At 64.9% G+C, this 19,124-nt stretch carries 17 protein-coding genes; 11 read left to right on the forward strand and 6 right to left on the reverse strand.

The window, feature by feature from the left end; translation table 11 throughout:
- Positions 1–32: 32 nt before the first annotated feature.
- The 6 genes from NKG59_RS22170 to NKG59_RS22195 form a co-directional block, all read right to left on the reverse strand.
- Positions 33–1,358, reverse strand: coding sequence for an NAD(P)/FAD-dependent oxidoreductase (locus tag NKG59_RS22170; RefSeq protein ID WP_045203420.1), 1,326 nt, complete (start codon positions 1,356–1,358; stop codon positions 33–35).
- 20 nt (positions 1,359–1,378) lie between these two features.
- On the reverse strand, positions 1,379–2,107 hold the full coding sequence (locus NKG59_RS22175; protein WP_253541478.1) for a cupin domain-containing protein: 729 nt from the start codon (positions 2,105–2,107) through the stop codon (positions 1,379–1,381).
- 70 nt (positions 2,108–2,177) lie between these two features.
- Positions 2,178–2,672: an Lrp/AsnC family transcriptional regulator gene (locus NKG59_RS22180; RefSeq protein ID WP_039599256.1), complete on the reverse strand. Its 495-nt coding sequence runs from the start codon at positions 2,670–2,672 to the stop codon at positions 2,178–2,180.
- Positions 2,673–2,763: 91 nt separating this feature from the next.
- Complete coding sequence (locus tag NKG59_RS22185; protein ID WP_253541480.1) at positions 2,764–4,164, reverse strand: aspartate aminotransferase family protein; 1,401 nt, start codon at positions 4,162–4,164, stop codon at positions 2,764–2,766.
- A gap of 156 nt (positions 4,165–4,320) precedes the next feature.
- The gene (locus NKG59_RS22190) at positions 4,321–5,253 is read right to left on the reverse strand and encodes a 2-hydroxyacid dehydrogenase (protein ID WP_253541482.1); all 933 of its coding nucleotides are present in this window, start codon (positions 5,251–5,253) and stop codon (positions 4,321–4,323) included.
- A gap of 28 nt (positions 5,254–5,281) precedes the next feature.
- The gene (locus NKG59_RS22195) at positions 5,282–6,169 is read right to left on the reverse strand and encodes a GNAT family N-acetyltransferase (RefSeq protein ID WP_045203417.1); all 888 of its coding nucleotides are present in this window, start codon (positions 6,167–6,169) and stop codon (positions 5,282–5,284) included.
- Between the two features lie 242 nt (positions 6,170–6,411).
- Between NKG59_RS22195 and NKG59_RS22200 the strand changes: the two genes are divergently transcribed.
- The 11 genes from NKG59_RS22200 to NKG59_RS22250 all read left to right on the forward strand — a co-directional run bounded on the left by NKG59_RS22200 (position 6,412) and on the right by NKG59_RS22250 (position 19,028).
- Complete coding sequence (locus tag NKG59_RS22200; RefSeq protein ID WP_253541483.1) at positions 6,412–7,893, forward strand: aldehyde dehydrogenase family protein; 1,482 nt, start codon at positions 6,412–6,414, stop codon at positions 7,891–7,893.
- A 204-nt stretch (positions 7,894–8,097) separates the two neighbouring features.
- Positions 8,098–8,763, forward strand: coding sequence for a haloacid dehalogenase type II (locus NKG59_RS22205; RefSeq protein ID WP_253541486.1), 666 nt, complete (start codon positions 8,098–8,100; stop codon positions 8,761–8,763).
- A gap of 33 nt (positions 8,764–8,796) precedes the next feature.
- On the forward strand, positions 8,797–10,086 hold the full coding sequence (locus NKG59_RS22210; RefSeq protein ID WP_253541489.1) for an NAD(P)/FAD-dependent oxidoreductase: 1,290 nt from the start codon (positions 8,797–8,799) through the stop codon (positions 10,084–10,086).
- A 77-nt stretch (positions 10,087–10,163) separates the two neighbouring features.
- Positions 10,164–11,783, forward strand: coding sequence for an ABC transporter substrate-binding protein (locus NKG59_RS22215; RefSeq protein ID WP_045203414.1), 1,620 nt, complete (start codon positions 10,164–10,166; stop codon positions 11,781–11,783).
- 42 nt (positions 11,784–11,825) lie between these two features.
- A complete protein-coding gene (locus NKG59_RS22220; protein WP_253541492.1) occupies positions 11,826–12,782 on the forward strand; it encodes an ABC transporter permease in 957 nt (318 codons plus the stop codon).
- A gap of 28 nt (positions 12,783–12,810) precedes the next feature.
- The gene (locus NKG59_RS22225; protein ID WP_253541795.1) at positions 12,811–13,716 is read left to right on the forward strand and encodes an ABC transporter permease; all 906 of its coding nucleotides are present in this window, start codon (positions 12,811–12,813) and stop codon (positions 13,714–13,716) included.
- Positions 13,717–13,718: 2 nt separating this feature from the next.
- On the forward strand, positions 13,719–15,356 hold the full coding sequence (locus NKG59_RS22230) for an ABC transporter ATP-binding protein (RefSeq protein WP_253541495.1): 1,638 nt from the start codon (positions 13,719–13,721) through the stop codon (positions 15,354–15,356).
- 17 nt (positions 15,357–15,373) lie between these two features.
- Positions 15,374–16,462, forward strand: a complete 1,089-nt coding sequence (locus NKG59_RS22235; protein ID WP_253541498.1) for a tartrate dehydrogenase — start codon at positions 15,374–15,376, stop codon at positions 16,460–16,462.
- A gap of 26 nt (positions 16,463–16,488) precedes the next feature.
- A complete protein-coding gene (locus NKG59_RS22240; RefSeq protein ID WP_253541500.1) occupies positions 16,489–17,958 on the forward strand; it encodes an NAD-dependent succinate-semialdehyde dehydrogenase in 1,470 nt (489 codons plus the stop codon).
- Positions 17,959–18,034: 76 nt separating this feature from the next.
- Positions 18,035–18,436, forward strand: a complete 402-nt coding sequence (locus NKG59_RS22245; RefSeq protein WP_253541503.1) for a winged helix-turn-helix transcriptional regulator — start codon at positions 18,035–18,037, stop codon at positions 18,434–18,436.
- 64 nt (positions 18,437–18,500) lie between these two features.
- Positions 18,501–19,028, forward strand: coding sequence for a hypothetical protein (locus NKG59_RS22250; RefSeq protein ID WP_253541506.1), 528 nt, complete (start codon positions 18,501–18,503; stop codon positions 19,026–19,028).
- Positions 19,029–19,124 lie beyond the last annotated feature (96 nt).

Genomic DNA, 19,124 nt, shown 5'->3' on the forward strand with positions numbered 1-19,124 from the left:
GCCATGCGTGTCACGCTCCCGGTATTGCAGCCTTAGAAATCCGCCACCTTGCCCCAGGCCGAGTGCTTGAAGCGCGCCGGGTTGTAGGGAGCAGGGTCGAAGATCGGTTTTTCACCCGTCACCAGATCGGCGATCAGATGGCCGGCGCCGGGGCCGATGCCGAACCCGTGGCCTGAGAAGCCCGCGGCCAGGATGAATCCGGGAATCTCCGGCACTTCTCCGATGCCGGGCACGCCGTCCGGCGTGTTGTCTACGAAACCGGCCCAGGCATTGGCGATGCCCGCCTGGCCGAGCACCGGCAACAGTTCGACGGCGCGGTCATAGGTCTGCCTGACAGCGGCTGCATCCGGCCGTGGATCGAGTATGCGCATGCGCTCCATGGGCGTGGGTGCATCGAGCCGCCACCGAGCAAGTGTTTCGTGGCCCGCGCGAATGCCTTCCAACCCGCCGGGGAACACGTTGCGCCAGCGCTTCGCGAACATCGGCAGAAACTGCGGCGCGAAGCGCAGCAGCTGTGCGGTCGGGTCCACGCGTCCGCGCCCGCTGATGGCAAGGTTGTAGCTGCCATCGCTGCGGCGCGTGATGGACACACGTGCGGTGTGCAAGGCGTCAGGCACTGGCTCGGTCACCCCCGTGACACGCACGATGGATTGGCGAACGGTCGCCTGCGGAAAACGAACGCCCAATTGGCGACAGAACGACGAGGCCCAGGCACCGCCTGCAAATACCACGGTGCGGGTCTTGATGGTTCCGGCTTCGGTGACGACGCCGCTCACGCGACCGCCCTCGACTTCAATGCCCCGTGCGGCGCAGTTCTGGTGCACGGTGCCGCCGAGCTTCATGAGCGCAGCCGCCACGGACGGCGCCGCCTTGGCGGGGTCCGCCGTGCCGTCGCTCGGTGAGAACACGCCGCCCTTCCACGTGCGACCGGTGAGGCGGCCACGCTCGGAGGCATCACGGCTGCTCAGCATGTGTGTGGTCACGCCGGCCGTTCTCGCGAAATCGCGCCACTTCGTCCAGCGAGCAAGTTCGTCTTCGTCGTTGCTGAGGTAGAGCAAGCCGCACCGGCGGAAACCTGTGTCTTCCCCCGTGTCTGCGGCAAACCGCTCCCATAGCTCGAGGCTTCGGGTGGCCATCGGCAGTTCACGCGCATCGCGGTTTTGCTGTCGGCACCAGCCCCAATTTCGGCTCGACTGTTCGGCCCCGATGCGGCCCTTTTCGACCACGGCCACCGAAACGCCGCGTCTGGCCAGGTAGTAGGCAGCAAAGACGCCGATGATGCCGCCGCCAATCACGACGACGTCGGCTTGCGCTGGAAGGGAGGAGGCGCTCTCGATGAGGCGCAACGGCTGGGACATGGATCGTTTTCCTCGTTCGTTCAGGCCTGCGCGTTCTGCACCACGTAGAACTTGGCGACGCGCTCGGTACTCTGCCATCCGATGGAGGCGCCCTGCGGCACGAAGATGGCATCGCCGGTGCTCACGGATAGCACGCTGCCATCCGGGCCAGCGAACTGCACGCCGCCATCCAGCACGTACATGAACTCGTTCACTGGATGTGCGCGAACGATGCGGTGGTAGGGCGTCGAATCCCAGGTGCCTGCGCGGTACTGCGTTTGCTCGTCGGTGAAGACGTTGTCGCTACGGCACTGCGGGGCAGGCCCAACCAGAACCTCGGGGGCCGGACTGCCCGACGGCTTGAAGTCCGCATCCGCGTGCAGCGGGATGAGTGCCGGCGTTGTGGGCGTTGTAGACGTATTGCAGGCCGCGGCGCAGAACACGAATCGAACGCCAGCGGCGGCCTCGATGCGCACGGCCGTGCCGGATGTGATGACCGCGCCGGAGCCCGGGCCGATCACCTGCGGTGCCGAGCCCGGTGCCGTGAGTGTCAGCTCGCCATCGACGACGGCCAGCGTCTCGGTATGCGGAAAGCGTGCGACATCCCGTTCGCCAACAAAGCTCGCTCGGCCGGCGCTCATGGCGTTTGGCCCTTCCCAGGCGATTTCCCGTTCTTGCGCGAAGGGATCGTCGGGGCTCAGGACGGCTGGCCGGAACGTGGTCGAGAGAGGAGCGCCATCGGCGCGGTGCAGCATCAGAGCAGTCGTCATGCGGGTGGCTTCTTACCGTATCGAAGCGGCCGTGGTTTCGAGCGGCGGCAGCCTCAGGTACGGGGTAGCGTCAGCGTTGGTTGGGAAAGAGCCGTTCGATCGGGCAGTGCGTTTTGATGAATGGCGATTTGATAACGATGTAGCTGAAGTACTTGGCAATGCCGATGTTGCGCTCCAGCAGGTCTTCAATCACTTCCTGGTAGTGATTGACGCCCCGGGTGATGAAGCGCAGCAGATAGTCGTAGCCGCCCGAGAGCAGGTGGCATTCCAGCACCTCGTCCACCTCACGGATGGCCGCTTCGAAACGCACGAAGGTTTCGCGGTGGTGGTCGGACAGCGTGACCTCGGTGAACACAGTCAGCGTATCGCCCAGCTTTTCGAGGCGGATGTGCGCGCCATAGCCAGAGATGTAACCCGCCTGCTCCAGGCGCTTGACACGGATCAGGCACGGGCTGGGCGACAGGCCCACGGCATCGGCCAGGTCCACGTTGGTCATGCGTCCGTTCTTCTGCAGTTGGGCGAGGATGCGCAGGTCTAGACGATCGATCTTGAGGGCTTCGGTCATGGCAGGGGCGAAGGCGTGGAAGATAGATCCGATTCTGCGGCAGCCAGCGTGTCTTGTGTCAGCTTGTTGCGGCGGGTTGCCACCGGTTGCATCAGGCGAGCGTGGCGCGCACGGCCGGAATGGCCAACACATCGTCGAGCGTCTTTTTCAGGCGCGTGAAGAGCTGCGCGAACTCGTCTTCGGTGTAGGTCAGCGCGGGCGCAAAGCCCAGGATGTTGTCGCCAAACGCCCGGAACACGAGGCCGTTGCCATAGGCAGCCGAGGCAATCAGATTGGGCAGGCCAAGCGCAGCGTCAAAGCCTCGCTTGGAGGCCTTGTCGCTCACGAGTTCCAGCGCCCCCAACAGGCCACGATGGCGTGAGTCGCCTACCAGCGGGTGCGCAAGCAGACCGTCCAGCCCGGCCGCAAAAGTGGCCGCGCCGCGCTGGCCATTGGCGAGGATGCCGCCTTCTTCGTACAGGCGCAGCACTTCCAGCGCCACCGCCGCGCTGACCGGGTGGGCCGAGTATGTGGCGCCGTGGCCGATAGGCACGCCGGCGGGTGCGCCGTCGGCAATGCCCGCGTAAATCTGGTCGGAAATCAGCGTCGCACCCATCGGCACATAGCCCGCCGTGAGCCCCTTTGCCATCGTCATGATGTCGGGGTCGACGCCTTCGGCATCGCAGGCAAACATCGGGCCGGTGCGGCCAAAACCGGTAATGACCTCATCCACCACGAACAGAATGTCCAGCTCGCGGGCGGCGTCGCGCATGGCTTTGAGCCAGCCCTTGGGTGGCACGATCACGCCACCCGAGCCCTGGATCGGCTCGCAGAAGAACGCTGCGACGTTGTCCGCGCCCAGGTCTGCCACCTTGGCACGCAACGCCGCCACCGACGCGGCGATGATGCCCTGCGCATCCGCCGGGTTGGCCGCACGGTATGGGTTGGGCGACGGGATGTAGTGCTGCGTCGGCAGCGGCAAGTCGAAATCGCGATGGAACGCCGGCAGTGCCGTCAGCCCCGCGCCCGTGGACGACGAGCCGTGGTACCCGCGCTCCAGCGAAATGAAATGCTTCTTCGTCGGCTTGCCGACAGAGTTGAAGTACTGGACGATGAAACGCACCGCCGCGTCCACCGCCTCCGAGCCACCGAGCGTGAGATAGACGTGATTGAGCGAGCGCGGCGTGATCTGCACGAGCTTGTCGGCTAGGCGGATGGCGGGCTCGCTGCTGAAATGAAAATAGCCCGTGGCGTAGGGCAGGCGGCGCATCTGTTCGGCGGCAGCCTGCACCACGCTCTCCTGGCCATAGCCGACGTTGACGCACCAGAGGCCCGCAAAGGCATCGAGCAATTCGTTGCCATGCGCGTCGGTCAGCCATGAACCGCGCCCGGATGTCAGCACGGTCGGCCCGCGTTGCTCGTGGGTGCGCCACGATGCGACCGGGTGGATCAGGTGTGCGCGGTCGATGGCGTCAAGCGAGGCAAGCTGCGGCAGATCGGTGAGCTGGGTCATGGCAGAGTCCGTACGGGCAGTGAAGGCAATCAATGGACTCAAGAGTAGGCCGAGCGAACCCTGCCTTGGTGCTGCTTTGCGTGGGCAGAACGCAGCGGGCTGCTGTTGTTCGGCGCGCAGCAGCAGATCGTGCGGCGCGACGTTTTACCTGCGGTTTCAGTAGCCGCGCGAACGGTCCACCAGCCCGACCATGGGTTCGCCCGCAGCGAAGCGGCGCAGGTTGTCGATCACAACCGCTGCCGCGGAAAGCGGTTGCGTCATGCTGGCAATGTGCGGCGTGATGTGGATGCGTGGGTGGTGCCACAACGCATGGCCGGCGGGCAACGGCTCGGGGTCGGTTACGTCAAGCATGGCTTCGCTGAGCTGCCCGCTATCAAGCGCCGCAATCAGGTCGTCATTCACAAGCTGCGGTCCACGGCCGACATGCACCAGCGCGGCCCCTTGCGGGAGCTGTGCGAACAGCGCTGCGTTGAGAACGCCGCGCGTGGCATCGGTCAACGGCATCAGGCATATGAGGATATCGGTGCGCGCCAGGAACGCCGTCAGTTCCTCATGCCCGGCAAAGCAGTGCACGCCGTCAATTGCATGGCGCGACCGGCTCCAGCCCGCGCAATCAAAGCCGAACCCTTGCAACTGGGTGAGCACGGCCTGCCCCAGCGAACCGAGCCCCAGCACACCAATGCGGCGTTCATTGGCTGGCCGCACCGGCAGCGGATGCCACTGCTCCGCCTGCTGCTGGCGCCGGTACGCGGGAATGTCGCGATGCAGGCTCAGCACGGCATGTATGACGTACTCGACCATGCCGCGCACGATGCCGGGCTCCACCATGCGCACCACGGGCAGCGAGGGCGGCAGCGCTGCAAAGTTGAATTGGTCGACCCCCGCGCCTGAGGAGAACAGCACCTCCAGATGCGGGAAGTGCGAAGTGATATCGGCGGGCGGCTCCCAAGCCGCAAGAAAGCGCACCCGAAGCGGGTCACCAATGTCGGGCCAGATGCGAAAGTCGATGTCCGGCGCGTGCTGGCGGAACACCTCCGCCCATTGCCGGCCGCGAACAGGGTCGGACTTGTAGAGGAACGTGGTCTTCAAGATGAGCGGTCGGCGCAGTGTTCGGGGGTTAACCCATTGCCTGGGTCACGATGGCAAACAGCGCGGGCGCACCGGGCGGTGTGGTCAGCGGCTCGCCGCGCACCATGGTAGTGGGCGCATCCACGCGCAGCAGGCCGATGCTTTCCAGCCATTCGGCCAAGCCGCTGTCGAAATCGATGTCGATGCGTGTGAAATGGCCGGCATTGACACCCGCCAGATGCGCGATCAGCGCTTTGGCGCTTTCGGCATCCGGGGCGATCACCGGGCCGATGACATGGCCGCGACCGAATCGGCGCAGCATTGCGAAGCCGCGCGCCTCGCCGTCGTCGTCCAGCACGACGCAGGCATCTGCGCTGGCGAGCAGATCGTCGATCAATGCATCGCGCGGCATGCCCCGCGCCTGGGCGTCGAGCCGGCGCAAATCCTCAGATTCATTGAGCCCGGCGGGGCGCAGGCGCCAGCCGGCGGGCAGGGCGATCAGCGGCGTGGGTTGCGCAATGCCCTGGTGCTGGCGGATCTCGCCGGTGCGCACGAAGCCCAGTCGTTCGTATAAGCCGCGTCCTTCGGCGGTGGCGTGCAACAGCACGGTGTGGTTGTCCAGGCCATCGAGCAGCGCACTCATCAAGCGATGGCCGATGCGCCTGCCCTGGCATGCCGGCGTCACGATGACCAGCCCGATGCTGGCGTGGCGCGGCCCCCAGCGCCAACGTTGCGCAGTGGCGATGATCTCGCCGTCGCGCTCGGCGACGATGCCCTCGGCATGCGCAAAACTCTGCGCCCAGTCGGCCGGGCGGTGTGGCCAGCGCTGCTCTTCCGACAGGGCATGCGCCTGGGGCAGATCGTCGGCAGTCATGGGGCGCAGCACCACGCCGTCGTCGGCGGGAAGGTTCTGGGCAGGTACGGACGAGGAAGACATGGAGGTTCCTTCCGGCGAAGGATGAAGGTGGCACCGGCACTTATCTTGGACGACATCGCGGCGCGGAGCCAGATCGAATTGGGGTTTGCCCGCAATTTGCAAGCATCGTCTGTCGGGGGTGTCGGTTTCGCAATTCGATGCGGTAGCGCACCCCGTTACGAAACCAAATGCCGAGCCTTCCTGCCTAGCATCAATGACCTCATTTCGATACGGGTGCAGGACTTTCGGCGCCCCCCAATTTCGTGGCCAAATTTGATCCCCATACCATCCGCGTGCCCTCGGGCCATTTCATCGGCGGCAGGCTTGTGCCCGATGCGGACCGCATTACCGTGCGTCGCCCGTCCGACAACGCAGTGCATGCAGAATTGCCACTGGCTGACGCCTCCACAGTGGATGCTGCCGTGCAAGACGCCTGGCATGCCTGGCGTACGACTGACTGGGCACGCCGCGCCCCGCGTGACCGGGCGCGTGTGCTGCGCCGCTGGGCCGATCTGATCGACGCCGACGTGGCGCACATGGCGCCGCTTGAAGCGGTGTGCTCGACCCGGCCGCTACGCGATGCCGCAGCTTGGGATGTGCCATTCACCGCCGAAGGCCTGCGTTTCTTTGCCGAATACGCCGACAAGCTCGGCGGCGACGTGGCGGCCACGCGGCACGACAACCTGGGGATGGTGGTGGCCGAGCCCTACGGCGTGGTCGGCGCGATCACACCGTGGAATTTCCCGCTGGTGATGGTCTCGTGGAAGGTCGGTGCGGCGCTGGCAGCCGGCAACGCTGTCGTGCTCAAACCATCCGAGCTGACGCCGTATTCCGCCATCCGACTTGCAGAACTGGCCATCGAAGCCGGCGTGCCGCCGGGGCTGTTCAACGTGGTGCAGGGCGATGGCCGCACTACCGGCGACGCGCTCACGCGCCATCCGCTGATCTCCAAGATGACCTTTACCGGCTCAACACGCACGGGCGCCGCCATCATGGCGACCTGTGCGTCGCATGGTCCGAAGCCCGTCACGCTGGAGCTGGGCGGCAAGAGCCCTCAACTCGTGTTTGACGACGCGCCCGATATCGACCGGCTGGCAGGCATTGTCGCGGGTGCCATCACCGGCAACGCTGGGCAAGTGTGCGTGGCTGGCTCGCGCCTGATCGTGCAACGGCACATTGCCCAGGCATTGATCGAGCGCATTACCGCACGCTTTGCCGCGCTGCGGCCTGGCGCCACCTGGGATGACACGGCCACGCTGCCGCCGATCATCTCGCAAGCCCAGGCGGCGCGCATTCTCGACATCGTGGAACGTGCGCGCGATGCTGGCGCGCAAGTGCGCTGCGGCGGCGGCCTGTTTGGCGACGGGCCTGGCGGGGCATATTTCCAGCCCACGCTGCTCGAAGGCGTGCGCGCCGACAGCCCGGCCGTGCAGGAAGAAATCTTCGGCCCGGTGCTGACGGTGCAGACCTTCGACGATGAAGAGGAAGGCCTGGCACTCGCGGCGCACGAACACTACGGCCTGGCCGCCGGGGTACACACCGCAGACATCGGACGCGCGCTGCGAGCCATGCGTGGCATCGCGGCGGGCACGGTCTGGATCAACCGCTATGGGCGCAGCGCAGATTTCGTGATCCCCACGGGCGGCTATCACCAATCCGGTATCGGCAAGGATCTGGGCCGGCAAGCCGTGGAGGCCAACCTGCGCTTCAAAAGTGTGCTGATCGATTTTGCTGCGACGCACTAGCGTGCCTTGGCGGTGCGTGCGGCACGCCGGCGGTGCAGACCGCATGGCATGCCGCGAGTGCCATCGGAAACAGCAGCTTTCTCACGTGAGACGGCGCATTTCCCTACAACCGTTGCGAGTCTGCGTGCTTCAATGATTTCGTCATAACCGTGCTGCAAAGACTGCATAAAAGCAGCGACCTTCAGGACCTTAGGACTTCAGACCATGACTTTCCGCCCCAAGTACATCACCTTTGACTGCTATGGCACGCTCACGCGGTTTCGCATGAGCGAGATGACGCGCGAGCTGTTTGCCGATCGCATTCCGGCCGAGCAGATGGAGCAGTTCATTGCCGACTTCACGGCTTACCGGTTCGACGAGGTGCTGGGCGACTGGCAACCGTACGAGGTGGTGCTGAAGAACGCCGTGCGCCGCCTGTGCAAGAAATGGAAGATCCAGTACTTCGACACCGACGGCCAGGCCTATTACGACGCCGTGCCGACTTGGGACCCGCATGCTGACGTGCCGGCAGGTCTTGCCAAGGTCGCCAAGGAAATCCCGCTGGTGATCCTGTCCAACGCAGACGACGCGCAGATCCAGAAGAACGTGGCGATGCTCGGTGCGCCGTTCCACCGCGTGTACACCGCGCAGCAGGCCCAGGCCTACAAGCCGCGCCTCAAGGCCTTCGAATACATGTTCGATTCACTGGGCTGCAACCCGGAAGACGTGCTGCACGTGTCGTCCAGCCTGCGCTACGACCTGATGTCGGCCGACGATCTTGGCATTGTCAACAAGGTGTTCGTCAACCGCGGCCACGGCCCGGGCAACCCGGCGTACCGTTACACCGAAATTCAGGATATCGGCGGTCTACCCGGTGTTGTCGGCCTCTAAGCAGAGTCTCCATCGCCCCCCCACATGACCTCCATGAAACTCGACTCCTACTGGAACGACTCGGTGCCCGCGCTGGCTCTGGACGTGCGCGATCTGCCCGCGCAGGCAGACGTGGTGATTGTCGGCGGTGGTTTCACGGGGTTGTCTGCAGCGCTGGCGCTGGCGCGGCGCGGCGCCAGTGTGGTCGTGCTGGAAGCGGGCGAGAGGGTCGCACCCGAGGCGTCGGGCCGCAACGGCGGCCACGTGAACAACGGCCTGGCGGTGGATTACGCGGACCTGGCTGCCAAGGTGGGCGTAGACCGCGCCCGCGCCTGGTATCACGCCTACGATGCAGCCGTGGATACGGTCGAACGCATTGTGCGTGACGAGGGCATTGCCTGCGATTTTCAACGTAACGGCAAACTGAAACTCGCCACCAGGCTGCATCAGATGGATGCACTGCAGCGTAGTGCCGATCGCTTGATCGCAGATCGTGTGGATGCGGACGTGGAGATTCTCGATGCCGCCCGCGTGCGTGCTGAAGTGCAGAGCGATCGCTTTCATGGTGGCCTGCTCTACAAGCGCAGTGGCCAGATGCACATGGGCCGCTTTGCGCAGGGCTTGGCCATTGCGGCACAACGCCAGGGCGCGCAAGTCCATACGCGCACCTGTGTGCAGCGCATCGAGCGCGTGCAGGGGCAGATGCATCGCCTCCACACCACGCGTGGCACGATCGAGGCCAAGCAAGTGTTGCTCGCGACCGGCGCGTCGCGTCATGGCGGTTACGGCACGTTCGGCTGGTTGCGCCGGCGCATCGTCCCGATCGGCAGCTTTATCGTCACCACCGAGCCGCTGGGCGCGGAGCGTGCGCATGCGTTGCTGGCCGCGCGCCGCACCTACGTGACGGTGGCCAATATCCACCACTACTTCCGGCTCACGCCAGATCACCGGCTGGTCTTCGGCGGTCGCGCGCGCTTTGCAGTGTCGAGCCCGCAGCAGGATGCGGTGAGCGGGGAGATCCTGCGCGCCGGCCTGACGGAAACCTTCCCGCAGTTGCGCGATGTGCGCCTGGATTACTGCTGGGGGGGCCTCGTCGACATGACACAAGACCGCCTTCCGCACGCCGGTGAGCACGAAGGCCTGTTCTACTCGATGGGCTATAGCGGCCACGGCACGCAGATGTCCGTACACATGGGCGAGCGCATGGCTGCGGTCATGGCCGGCGACGCTGCCGCCAACCCATGGCGAGATCGCACGTGGAGCGCCATTCCTGGTCACTTTGGCCCGCCGTGGTTTTTGCCGGCGGTGGGCATGTATTACCAGCTCAAGGACCGATTTGCCTGAGCTACGCAGCAAACGCAGTCTTCCGCTGTTTCCAACGATCGCAACGCCATCCCTTCAGATTCATCAGGAGCCCCACCATGAGCGACAGCCGTAACGAGTTCGAGAACCTTGTCGGTCCCGCCGAAAGCCTGCGCGTGATGGAGTCGCTCAAGCGCGGTGCCTCGCGACGCGACGTGTTGAAGATGCTGATGGCAGGCGGCATGCAGGCCACGCTGGCCGGCAGTTTGGCGGGCACAGCTGTGAGCGCGTATGCACAGACGCCGCGCCGTGGTGGGCGCATCCGCGTGGCGGCGGCCACGGCTGCAGCTAGCGACACGCTTGACCCGGCCAAGCAGTCGAACCAGAACGACTACGTGCGCTGCAACATGGTCTACAACAGCCTGTTCGTGCTCGACGGCAGCCTGACGCCGCGCCCTGCGCTGGCCGAGTCGTACCACACGGCGGATGCCAAGACCTGGGTGCTGACGCTGCGCAAGGGCGTGACCTTCCATGATGGCAAGGCGCTGGCCCCGGCGGACGTGGTGTATTCCGTCATGCGCCACAAAGATCCGGCCACCGCCTCGAAGGCCAAGGTGCTGGCCGACCAGATCGAGAGCGTCAAGGCAACCGGCCCGAACGAAGTCACGGTGGTGTTGACCGCCCCGAACGCCGATTTGCCGGTGATCCTGGGCACCTTCCACTTCCATATCGTCAAGGACGGCACGACCGATTTCAACGCCGGCATCGGCACCGGGCCTTACAAGCTCAAGGAGTTCAAGCCCGGCGTCCGTACGGTCGTCGTACGCAACGAGGGGTACTGGAAACCGGGCAAACCGTATCTCGATGAAATCGAGTTCGTCGGCATCGGAGACGAAAGCGCGCGGGTCAACGCGCTGCTATCGGGCGGGATGGACCTGGTGGCCTCCGTCAACCCGCGTGCCGTGGCGCGCGTCAAGAGCACGCCGGGTTACGCGATCTTCGCGACGCAATCGGGCCAATACTCTGACCTGATCATGCGCAAGGATACGGGCCCGGGTGCGAACCCCGATTTCGTGATGGCGATGAAGTACCTGTTCGACCGCGAACAGATGAAGAAGACCATCGCGCTGGACTACGCGGTGCTTGGCAACGACCAGCCGATCGACCCGACCAACCGCTTCTATTTCAAGGAGCTGCCGCAGCGGGCGTTCGACATCGAGAAGGCGAAGTTCCACCTGCAAAAGTCGGGCGTGACCGGCAGGATTCCTGTTGTGGCATCGCCGGCGGCCATGTATTCCGTGGAGATTGCCCTGGTGCTGCAGCAGACCGGGCAGCGCATCGGTCTGGATCTCGACGTCAAGCGCATGCCGGCCGATGGTTACTGGTCCAACCATTGGCTCAGCAGCCCGGTGGGCTTCGGCAACGTCAACCCGCGCCCGAGCGCCGATACCATCCTCACGCAGTTCTTTAAATCCGACGCTGCCTGGAACGAATCACGCTGGAAGAGCCCAAAGTTCGATCAGTTGCTCACGGCTTCCCGTGCCGAGACGGACGTCGCCAAGCGCAAGCAGATGTATGCAGACATGCAGACGATGATCCACGATGAGGCCGGCATCGGCATTCCGCTGTTCCTGGCCAGCATCGACGGGCATACGACCAAGCTCAAGGGCCTGGCGCCGATCCCGCTGGGTGGCCTGATGGGTTACTCGTTTGCGGAAAACGTCTGGCTTGAAGCCTGACGTGGTGCCGGCGTTCTTGCACAAGGTGATGAAGGTGCTGCCATGAATCGAGTCATCCTCAAGCTGCTGATGCGGCGTGTCCTGCTGGCGCTGCTGTCGTTGCTGGCGGTGTCGGTCATCGTCTTCTCGATCACTGCTGTGCTGCCGGGCGACGCTGCGCAAGAGCAGCTGGGGCAGGACGCCACGCCTGAAGCCTTGGCTGCACTGCGCACACAGATGGGCCTGAACGTGCCGGCACCGCAGCGCTATGTGCACTGGCTGGCCGGCATTGCGCGCGGCGACCTCGGGCAATCGACCACCACGCAGATGCCGGTGGCCGAACTCGTGGCAAGTCGCTTGCCAAACTCGCTGCTGCTGGCGGCGGTGACGGCGCTGTTCTCGGTGCCGATCGCGCTCAGCCTTGGCATTGCCTCGGCGGTGTGGCGCGGCTCGTGGTTCGACAGGCTGGCCTCCACTGCCTCTGTGGCCGTGGTGTCGGTGCCGGAGTTTTTGGTGGCGACGCTCGCGGTGCTGGTGTTCGCCGTCAAGCTGCGCTGGCTGCCCGCGCTGTCGTATGTCAACGACATCGAGTCGCTTGGCCAGATGCTGCAGGCCTTCGCCATGCCGGTGCTCAGCCTGTGCTGCGTAATCGTCGCGCAGATGATGCGGATGAGCCGCGCTGCGGTCATCGACCAGCTCGAAGCGCCGTACATCGAGATGGTCCGCCTGAAAGGCGCTTCGCCGATGCGCGTGGTGCTTGCGCATGCGTTGCCCAACGCGGTGGGGCCGATCGCCAATGCGGTAGCGCTATCCCTGTCGTACCTGCTGGGCGGCGTGATCATCATCGAGACGATCTTCAACTACCCCGGCATTGCCAAGCTGATGGTCGACGGCGTATCGCAGCGTGACATGCCCCTGGTGCAGGCATGCGCCATGATCTTCTGCGCGGGCTATCTGCTGCTCGTGACCACTGCCGATGTGTTGGGCATTGTCGCCAACCCGCGCCTGCGCCATCGCTAATGCTGATCCCATGAACAAGAGCCTGACGATGGAACCCACGCCAACTTCCCCAACGTTGCCCGCCGGCACGCCTCCTGCGCCGCGCCACTCCATACGGCGCCTGCTGGGCGGCTTCGGTGTCGCGGGCCTTATCGGCCTGGCGGTGCTGGTGTTCTGGCTGCTCGCGGCCGCGGTCGGCCCGACACTGCTGCCCGCGCATCTGATCACCAGCGGTGACGGCAACGGCGACGTGTTCGGGCCCATGAGCGCGGCCCACTGGTTCGGCACCGACTACCTCGGCCGCGACATGTTCGTCCGCGTGGTGGAAGGCGCTCGCTACACGGTGGGCGTCGCGCTCGTGGCGACCGTGCTGGCCAGCGGAACGGGCACGGTGCTCGCGCTGTTTGCCGCGGCCATGGGTGGACTAGTCGATGCCACGCTGAGCCGCGTGCTCGATACGCTGACCGCCATCCCCAGCAAGATGTTTGCGCTGCTCATGGTGGCTGGTTTCGGTTCTTCGGTGACGATGCTGGTGATGACAGCTGCGATCATTTACGTGCCGGGTGCGTATCGCATTGCGCGCTCGCTGGCGGTCAACATCAACGCGCTGGACTACGTGACCGTGGCGCGCACGCGCGGCGAGGGCACGCTCTACATCATGCTGCGCGAGATTCTTCCGAACATCCTCGGGCCCATGCTGGCCGATCTGGGCCTGCGCTTTGTGTACGTCGTACTGCTGTTGGCCAGCCTGAGCTTCCTCGGCCTCGGCATTCAGCCACCGTCGGCCGACTGGGGCTCACTCGTGCGCGAGAACATCGGCGCGCTCCCTGATGCGGGCGCTTCCGTCATCGTGCCAGCGCTGGCCATTGCAAGCCTGACCATCGCCGTCAACATCGTCATCGACAACCTGCCGGGCCGGGATCGTTCCTGGGCCCGCCAACGCGGAGGGCGTTGAACATGGGCGCGTCCGTCGTCGTGGAAGGCCTGCGCATCACCGCAGGTGATCAGACCCTCGTAGACAATCTCAGCTTTGCCATTCAGCCTGGCGAAGTGCTCGCCTTGATCGGCGAGTCGGGCTCCGGCAAGACCACCACCGCGCTGGCGCTGATGGGCTATGCGCGCCGGGGTTGTGAGATTGCATCGGGCAGCGTGCGCATTGGAGACATTGACGTGCTGCACCTGTCAGCCGCTGAACAACGTGCGTTGCGCGGGCGCACCGTCGCCTATATCGCGCAGAGTGCAGCGGCGTCGTTCAACCCATCGCGCACGATCCTGGATCAGGTGGTGGAGCCCGCGCGCATTCACGGCACGATGTCTCGCGCGCAAGCCGAGGCCAAGGCCGTGGAGTTGTTCCGTGAGTTGGCGTTGCCCGACCCCGAGAGCATTGGCGAGCGCTATCCGCATCAGGTGTCGGGCGGGCAGTTGCAGCGGCTCATGGCCGCCATGGCGCTCATCATCGATCCGGATCTGGTAATTCTGGATGAGCCGACCACCGCGCTGGACGTGACCACGCAGATCGAAGTGCTGCGCGCGTTTCGTCGTGTCGTGCGCGAGCGCCGCGCCACGGCCGTCTACGTAAGCCATGACCTGGCCGTGGTGGCACAGATGGCCGACCACATCCTGGTGCTGCGTGACGGCCAGATGCAGGAGATCAACCCGACCGCGCGCATCCTCTCCACGCCCGATCACGACTACACCAAGAGCTTGCTGGCGGCGGCGCGTCCGAAGGCGCGCCCGGCGGAGCACTGCATGGGCGAAGGCGAATTGCTGCTCGACGTGGATGGCCTCAGCGCCGGCTATGGCCCGCTTGATGCGAAGGGCCAACCCGCCACGCGGATCCTCGACGACATCAGTTTCAAGCTCTATCGCGGGCAGGCCATCGGCGTGATCGGTGAATCGGGCTCGGGCAAGACCACGCTGGCGCGTGCCATTGCTGGGTTGATTGCGCCGTGCGAGGGCAGCATGACGTTTCGCGGGAAGGCGCTTGAACCATTGCTGGCAAAACGTTCGCCCGACGCGTTACGCCGCATCCAGATCGTCTTTCAGATGGCCGACACGGCGCTCAACCCGTCACACACCATCGAGCGCATTCTGGCGCGGCCGCTGCAGTTCTATAAGGGGTTGAAGGGCGAGGCGTTGCAGCGGCGGATTCGCGAGCTGCTCGATCTCGTCCGCTTGCCGCACAGCGTGGCCCAACGGCTGCCGGGTGGGCTCTCGGGCGGGCAGAAGCAGCGCGTGAACCTTGCGCGTGCCCTCGCGGCTGAGCCGGATCTGATCCTCTGCGACGAGGTGACATCCGCGCTCGACACCGTAGTGGGTGCAGCCGTGCTCAACCTCATGGCCGACCTGCGGCGCGACCTGGGCGTGTCGTACCTCTTCATCAGCCACGATCTGCACACGGTGCGCGCGGTGTGCGACGAGATCGTCGTCATGCAGAACGGCCGCAAGCTCACGCAGGTGGCGCGTGCCGATTTCGATCGTGGCCCGCACCATCCGTACTACGAACAACTTGCTAACTCGGTGCCCGAATTGCGCCAAGGCTGGCTTGATGAGCGAGACCGTACGACGGCTCAGTCCGTGGCGGTCTCCGTCTAACAAAAGAAAGGAACGACATGATTCCCGCATTCCGCATCGCGATCATCCCCGGAGACGGCATTGGCAAGGAGGTCATGCCCGAAGGCCTGCGCGTCATCCAGGCCGCGGCAGAGCGCTTTGGCTTCGAGCTGGAGTGCCACACCATCGAATGGGCCAGCTGTGATTACTACCAGCAGCACGGCCAGATGATGCCTGACGACTGGAAGGCGCAGCTCAAGGGCATGGATGCGATTTTCTTCGGTGCGGTCGGCTGGCCGGCCACGGTGCCCGATCACGTCTCGCTATGGGGTTCGCTGCTCAAGTTCCGCCGCGAGTTCGATCAATACATCAACCTGCGCCCCGTGCGTTTGTTTGAAGGCGTGCCGTGCCCGCTGGCCAATCGCAAGCCGGGCGACATCGATTACTACGTCGTGCGTGAGAACACCGAAGGTGAATACACGTCGCTCGGCGGCATCATGTACGAAGGCACCGACCGCGAGATCGTCATCCAGGAATCGGTCTATTCGCGCAAGGGCGCAGAGCGGCTGCTGAAGTTTGCCTTTGACCTCGCACAGAGCCGCGAGCGCAAGCATGTGACGCTCGCCACCAAGAGCAACGGCATCGCCATCAGCATGCCGTGGTGGGACAAGCGCGCGGATGAAGTCGCGCAAAGCTATCCCGATGTCACGCTCGACAAGCAGCACATCGACATCCTGACCGCGCGCTTCGTGCTGCAGCCGGGTCGCTTTGATGTGGTGGCCGCCACCAACCTGTTCGGCGACATTCTGTCCGATCTTGGCCCCGCCACCACCGGCACGATTGGCCTAGCGCCGTCGGCCAACCTGAACCCCGATCGCACGTTCCCGTCGCTGTTCGAGCCGGTGCATGGCTCGGCACCGGACATCTACGGCAAGAACATCGCCAACCCGATCGCGATGATCTGGTCGGGTGCGCTGATGCTCGATTTTCTGACGCAAGGGCAAGGTGCCGGACGCGCCGCGCACGACGCTATCGTCACGGCCATCGAAACCGTGTTGAAGGAAGGCCCTCGCACACCAGATCTGGGTGGTACGGCCAACACCACGCAAGTGGGCGAGGCAATTGCCTCTTTGGTTGCTGCTGCCTGATCGCCGACATTCCCTCTATCTGAACCATGTCTCTCACGCTGACCCGCACCGACCTGATCCGCAACGCCAACTACATCGCCGGCGAATGGACCGCTGCCGCCGGCCCGCTGCTGGATGTAACCGATCCCGCCACCTGCAACGTTATCGCCCGCGTGCCTGATTCGGGCGCAACCGAGGCGCGTGCTGCATTGGATGCTGCGCATGCCGCGTTCCCGGCGTGGCGGAAGGTCCCCGCCAAACAGCGTGCGCAGATCATCAAGCGATGGAACGATCTGGTGCTCGTGCATCAGGATGATCTCGGCAAGCTGATCTCGCTGGAGCAGGGCAAGCCGCTTGCCGAGGGCAAGGGCGAAGTGGCCTACGCCGCGAGCTACATCGAATGGTTTGGCGAAGAGGCCACGCGCATGAACGGCGAAGTCATTCCCGCACCCGTGCCGGGCAGGCGCATGTTTGCGCTCAAGCAACCGGTGGGCGTGGTGGCGGCCATCACACCGTGGAACTTTCCGGCGGCGATGATCGCGCGCAAGATCGCGCCTGCGTTGGCTGTGGGGTGCACCGTTGTCTGCAAGCCCGCGGAAGATACGCCGCTGACTTCACTCGCCCTGGTGCAGCTGGCACAGGAAGCCGGCGTTCCGCCGGGCGTGCTCAATATCGTGACCGCCTCGCGCGAGCGAACGCCTGAAGTGGTGGACGTTTGGCTGGACGATGCCCGCGTGCGCAAGATCACCTTCACGGGTTCCACGCCGGTCGGCAAGCATCTGGCGCGCCGCAGTGCCGATACGCTCAAGAAGCTCTCGCTCGAACTTGGCGGCAATGCGCCCTTTATCGTGTTCGAAGATGCTGATATCGATGCGGCTGTCGAAGGCTTCATGGCAGCCAAGTTCCGCAACGGCGGGCAGACCTGCGTGTCTCCGAACCGCGTGTTCGTGCACGACGCCGTGCACGATGTGTTTGCCGCCAAGTTGGCCGCACGCGTTGCGGCGCTCAACGTCGGGCCGGCCACAGACCCGACTTCGCAGATTGGCCCGATGATCAACGCGCGCGCGGTCGACAAGATCGACCGGCACGTGCAGGATGCCGTCGCCAGGGGGGGCAAGGTCCTGACCGGCGGCGCACGCCTGACCGCGCTTGGTGCCAACTATTACGCACCGACGGTGCTGGTCAACGCGGACGCCACCATGGCCTGCGCGTGCGAAGAAACCTTCGGCCCCGTAGCGCCGCTCACGCGTTTCACCACCGAAGATGAGGTGATTGCCGCCGCCAACGACACGCCGTTTGGGCTGGCCGCTTACTTCTATAGCCAAGACGTGCGTCGCATCTGGCGCGTGGCTGAAGCGCTGGAGACCGGCATCGTCGGCATCAACGAAGGCGCGCTGGCCGCCGAGGCCGCACCGTTTGGGGGCGTGAAGGAATCTGGCTACGGCCGGGAAGGTTCCGTTCACGGGCTGGACGACTACCTCCACACCAAGTACGTCTGCCAGGGGCAGCTCGACTGAGCTGACCGGGGCGCGTTGCAGGCCACCACGATTGGCGGTACGGTCACGCGTATCCCAATCGTGCCCCGGAGGCCCCATGGACGACAACATGGCCCCGTCCTCATCTCCATCGCCGGAAGGCCGCCCTGAAGGCACCGCTGGCGCTTGCCCGTCCACGCGCGCGCTGGAACTGGTGGCCGGCAAATGGGCGCTGCGCATTTTCCCCGCGCTGGAAAACGGCCCCGTGCGCAACAACGAACTCCTGCGCCGCGTGGGCGAGGGCATCTCGCAGAAAATGCTCACACAAACGCTGCGCGAGCTGGAAGCCAACGGCCTCATCCTGCGCACCATCTACGACAGCGTTCCGCCGCACGTGGAATACCGGCTCAGCCCGCTAGGCGAGTCGCTCAACCGCACGCTGGTCGGCCTGGACGACTGGGTGCGCGCGCATTGGCCCGAAATGGAACGGATTCGAAAAAGTCAGGTCGATTCCGATTGACATCTGCGCGATCTGCCGGACGTTGTGTGCGGATGCAGCATTTTTCCGATAGTATTCGGGGCCCATGTTTGTGACGAATCTTTCCACCGCCTTGCCGACGTTGTCTCGCGCCACCGCGCGGGGCGTGCTGTCGCGCGTGCGCGGCGTACGCTGGCTCGTCACGATCTGGTGCCTGTTGTTTACGGTTTCGGTGTTCTCGGCCACGCATTTCCCCGATGGCCAGGCTGCGGACGACGCGCTGGAAGCCATCGAAGCCGTGGTCGACGACGTGCCGGGTGATGCGCTGTCTGTTGCAAAGCACAGCAAGGGTTTCGAGCGTGCCATCAAGGTTGCGCTCGGCAAGGCGGTCAAGCAGCCCAGCCAGTGCTTCAGCGCTGAGCACTGGGTTGCGCACGCATCCGATGCGCCCGATGTGCCCTCGACCAGCGCCGCCGCCCCTGACCACCCCAGCGACGCACCAGAACTCTGGCTGCCGCCGCCGCCCATGGCGCTGACGCCCGGCCTGCGTGTCGCGCGCGTCCGTGTCTCTCTTCCCCCGTTCCAGGCTGGCCCCACGCCGGCTCCCATGCTGCGTCCTCCCGCACGCGCCTGATCTCCGGCATTCGCCGGAAACCATCCCCTTGAGTTGCTAGTGCTGCGCCAACCGGTCTGTTGACCGGCTGGACGTTCGCGCTTGCCTGTTCTTCTT

The organism is Ralstonia chuxiongensis, from assembly GCF_024158925.1.
Lineage (GTDB): Bacteria > Pseudomonadota > Gammaproteobacteria > Burkholderiales > Burkholderiaceae > Ralstonia > Ralstonia chuxiongensis.

Coding starts and splice junctions, on each gene's coding strand:
- NKG59_RS22170 (WP_045203420.1), bottom strand. CDS start 1,358: ATGTCCCAGCCGTTGCGCCTCATCGAGAGCGCCTCCTCCCTTCCAGCG.
- NKG59_RS22175 (WP_253541478.1), bottom strand. CDS start 2,107: ATGACGACTGCTCTGATGCTGCACCGCGCCGATGGCGCTCCTCTCTCG.
- NKG59_RS22180 (WP_039599256.1), bottom strand. CDS start 2,672: ATGACCGAAGCCCTCAAGATCGATCGTCTAGACCTGCGCATCCTCGCC.
- NKG59_RS22185 (WP_253541480.1), bottom strand. CDS start 4,164: ATGACCCAGCTCACCGATCTGCCGCAGCTTGCCTCGCTTGACGCCATC.
- NKG59_RS22195 (WP_045203417.1), bottom strand. CDS start 6,169: ATGTCTTCCTCGTCCGTACCTGCCCAGAACCTTCCCGCCGACGACGGC.
- NKG59_RS22205 (WP_253541486.1), top strand. CDS start 8,098: ATGACTTTCCGCCCCAAGTACATCACCTTTGACTGCTATGGCACGCTC.
- NKG59_RS22210 (WP_253541489.1), top strand. CDS start 8,797: ATGAAACTCGACTCCTACTGGAACGACTCGGTGCCCGCGCTGGCTCTG.
- NKG59_RS22215 (WP_045203414.1), top strand. CDS start 10,164: ATGAGCGACAGCCGTAACGAGTTCGAGAACCTTGTCGGTCCCGCCGAA.
- NKG59_RS22220 (WP_253541492.1), top strand. CDS start 11,826: ATGAATCGAGTCATCCTCAAGCTGCTGATGCGGCGTGTCCTGCTGGCG.
- NKG59_RS22225 (WP_253541795.1), top strand. CDS start 12,811: ATGGAACCCACGCCAACTTCCCCAACGTTGCCCGCCGGCACGCCTCCT.
- NKG59_RS22230 (WP_253541495.1), top strand. CDS start 13,719: ATGGGCGCGTCCGTCGTCGTGGAAGGCCTGCGCATCACCGCAGGTGAT.
- NKG59_RS22235 (WP_253541498.1), top strand. CDS start 15,374: ATGATTCCCGCATTCCGCATCGCGATCATCCCCGGAGACGGCATTGGC.
- NKG59_RS22240 (WP_253541500.1), top strand. CDS start 16,489: ATGTCTCTCACGCTGACCCGCACCGACCTGATCCGCAACGCCAACTAC.
- NKG59_RS22245 (WP_253541503.1), top strand. CDS start 18,035: ATGGACGACAACATGGCCCCGTCCTCATCTCCATCGCCGGAAGGCCGC.
- NKG59_RS22250 (WP_253541506.1), top strand. CDS start 18,501: ATGTTTGTGACGAATCTTTCCACCGCCTTGCCGACGTTGTCTCGCGCC.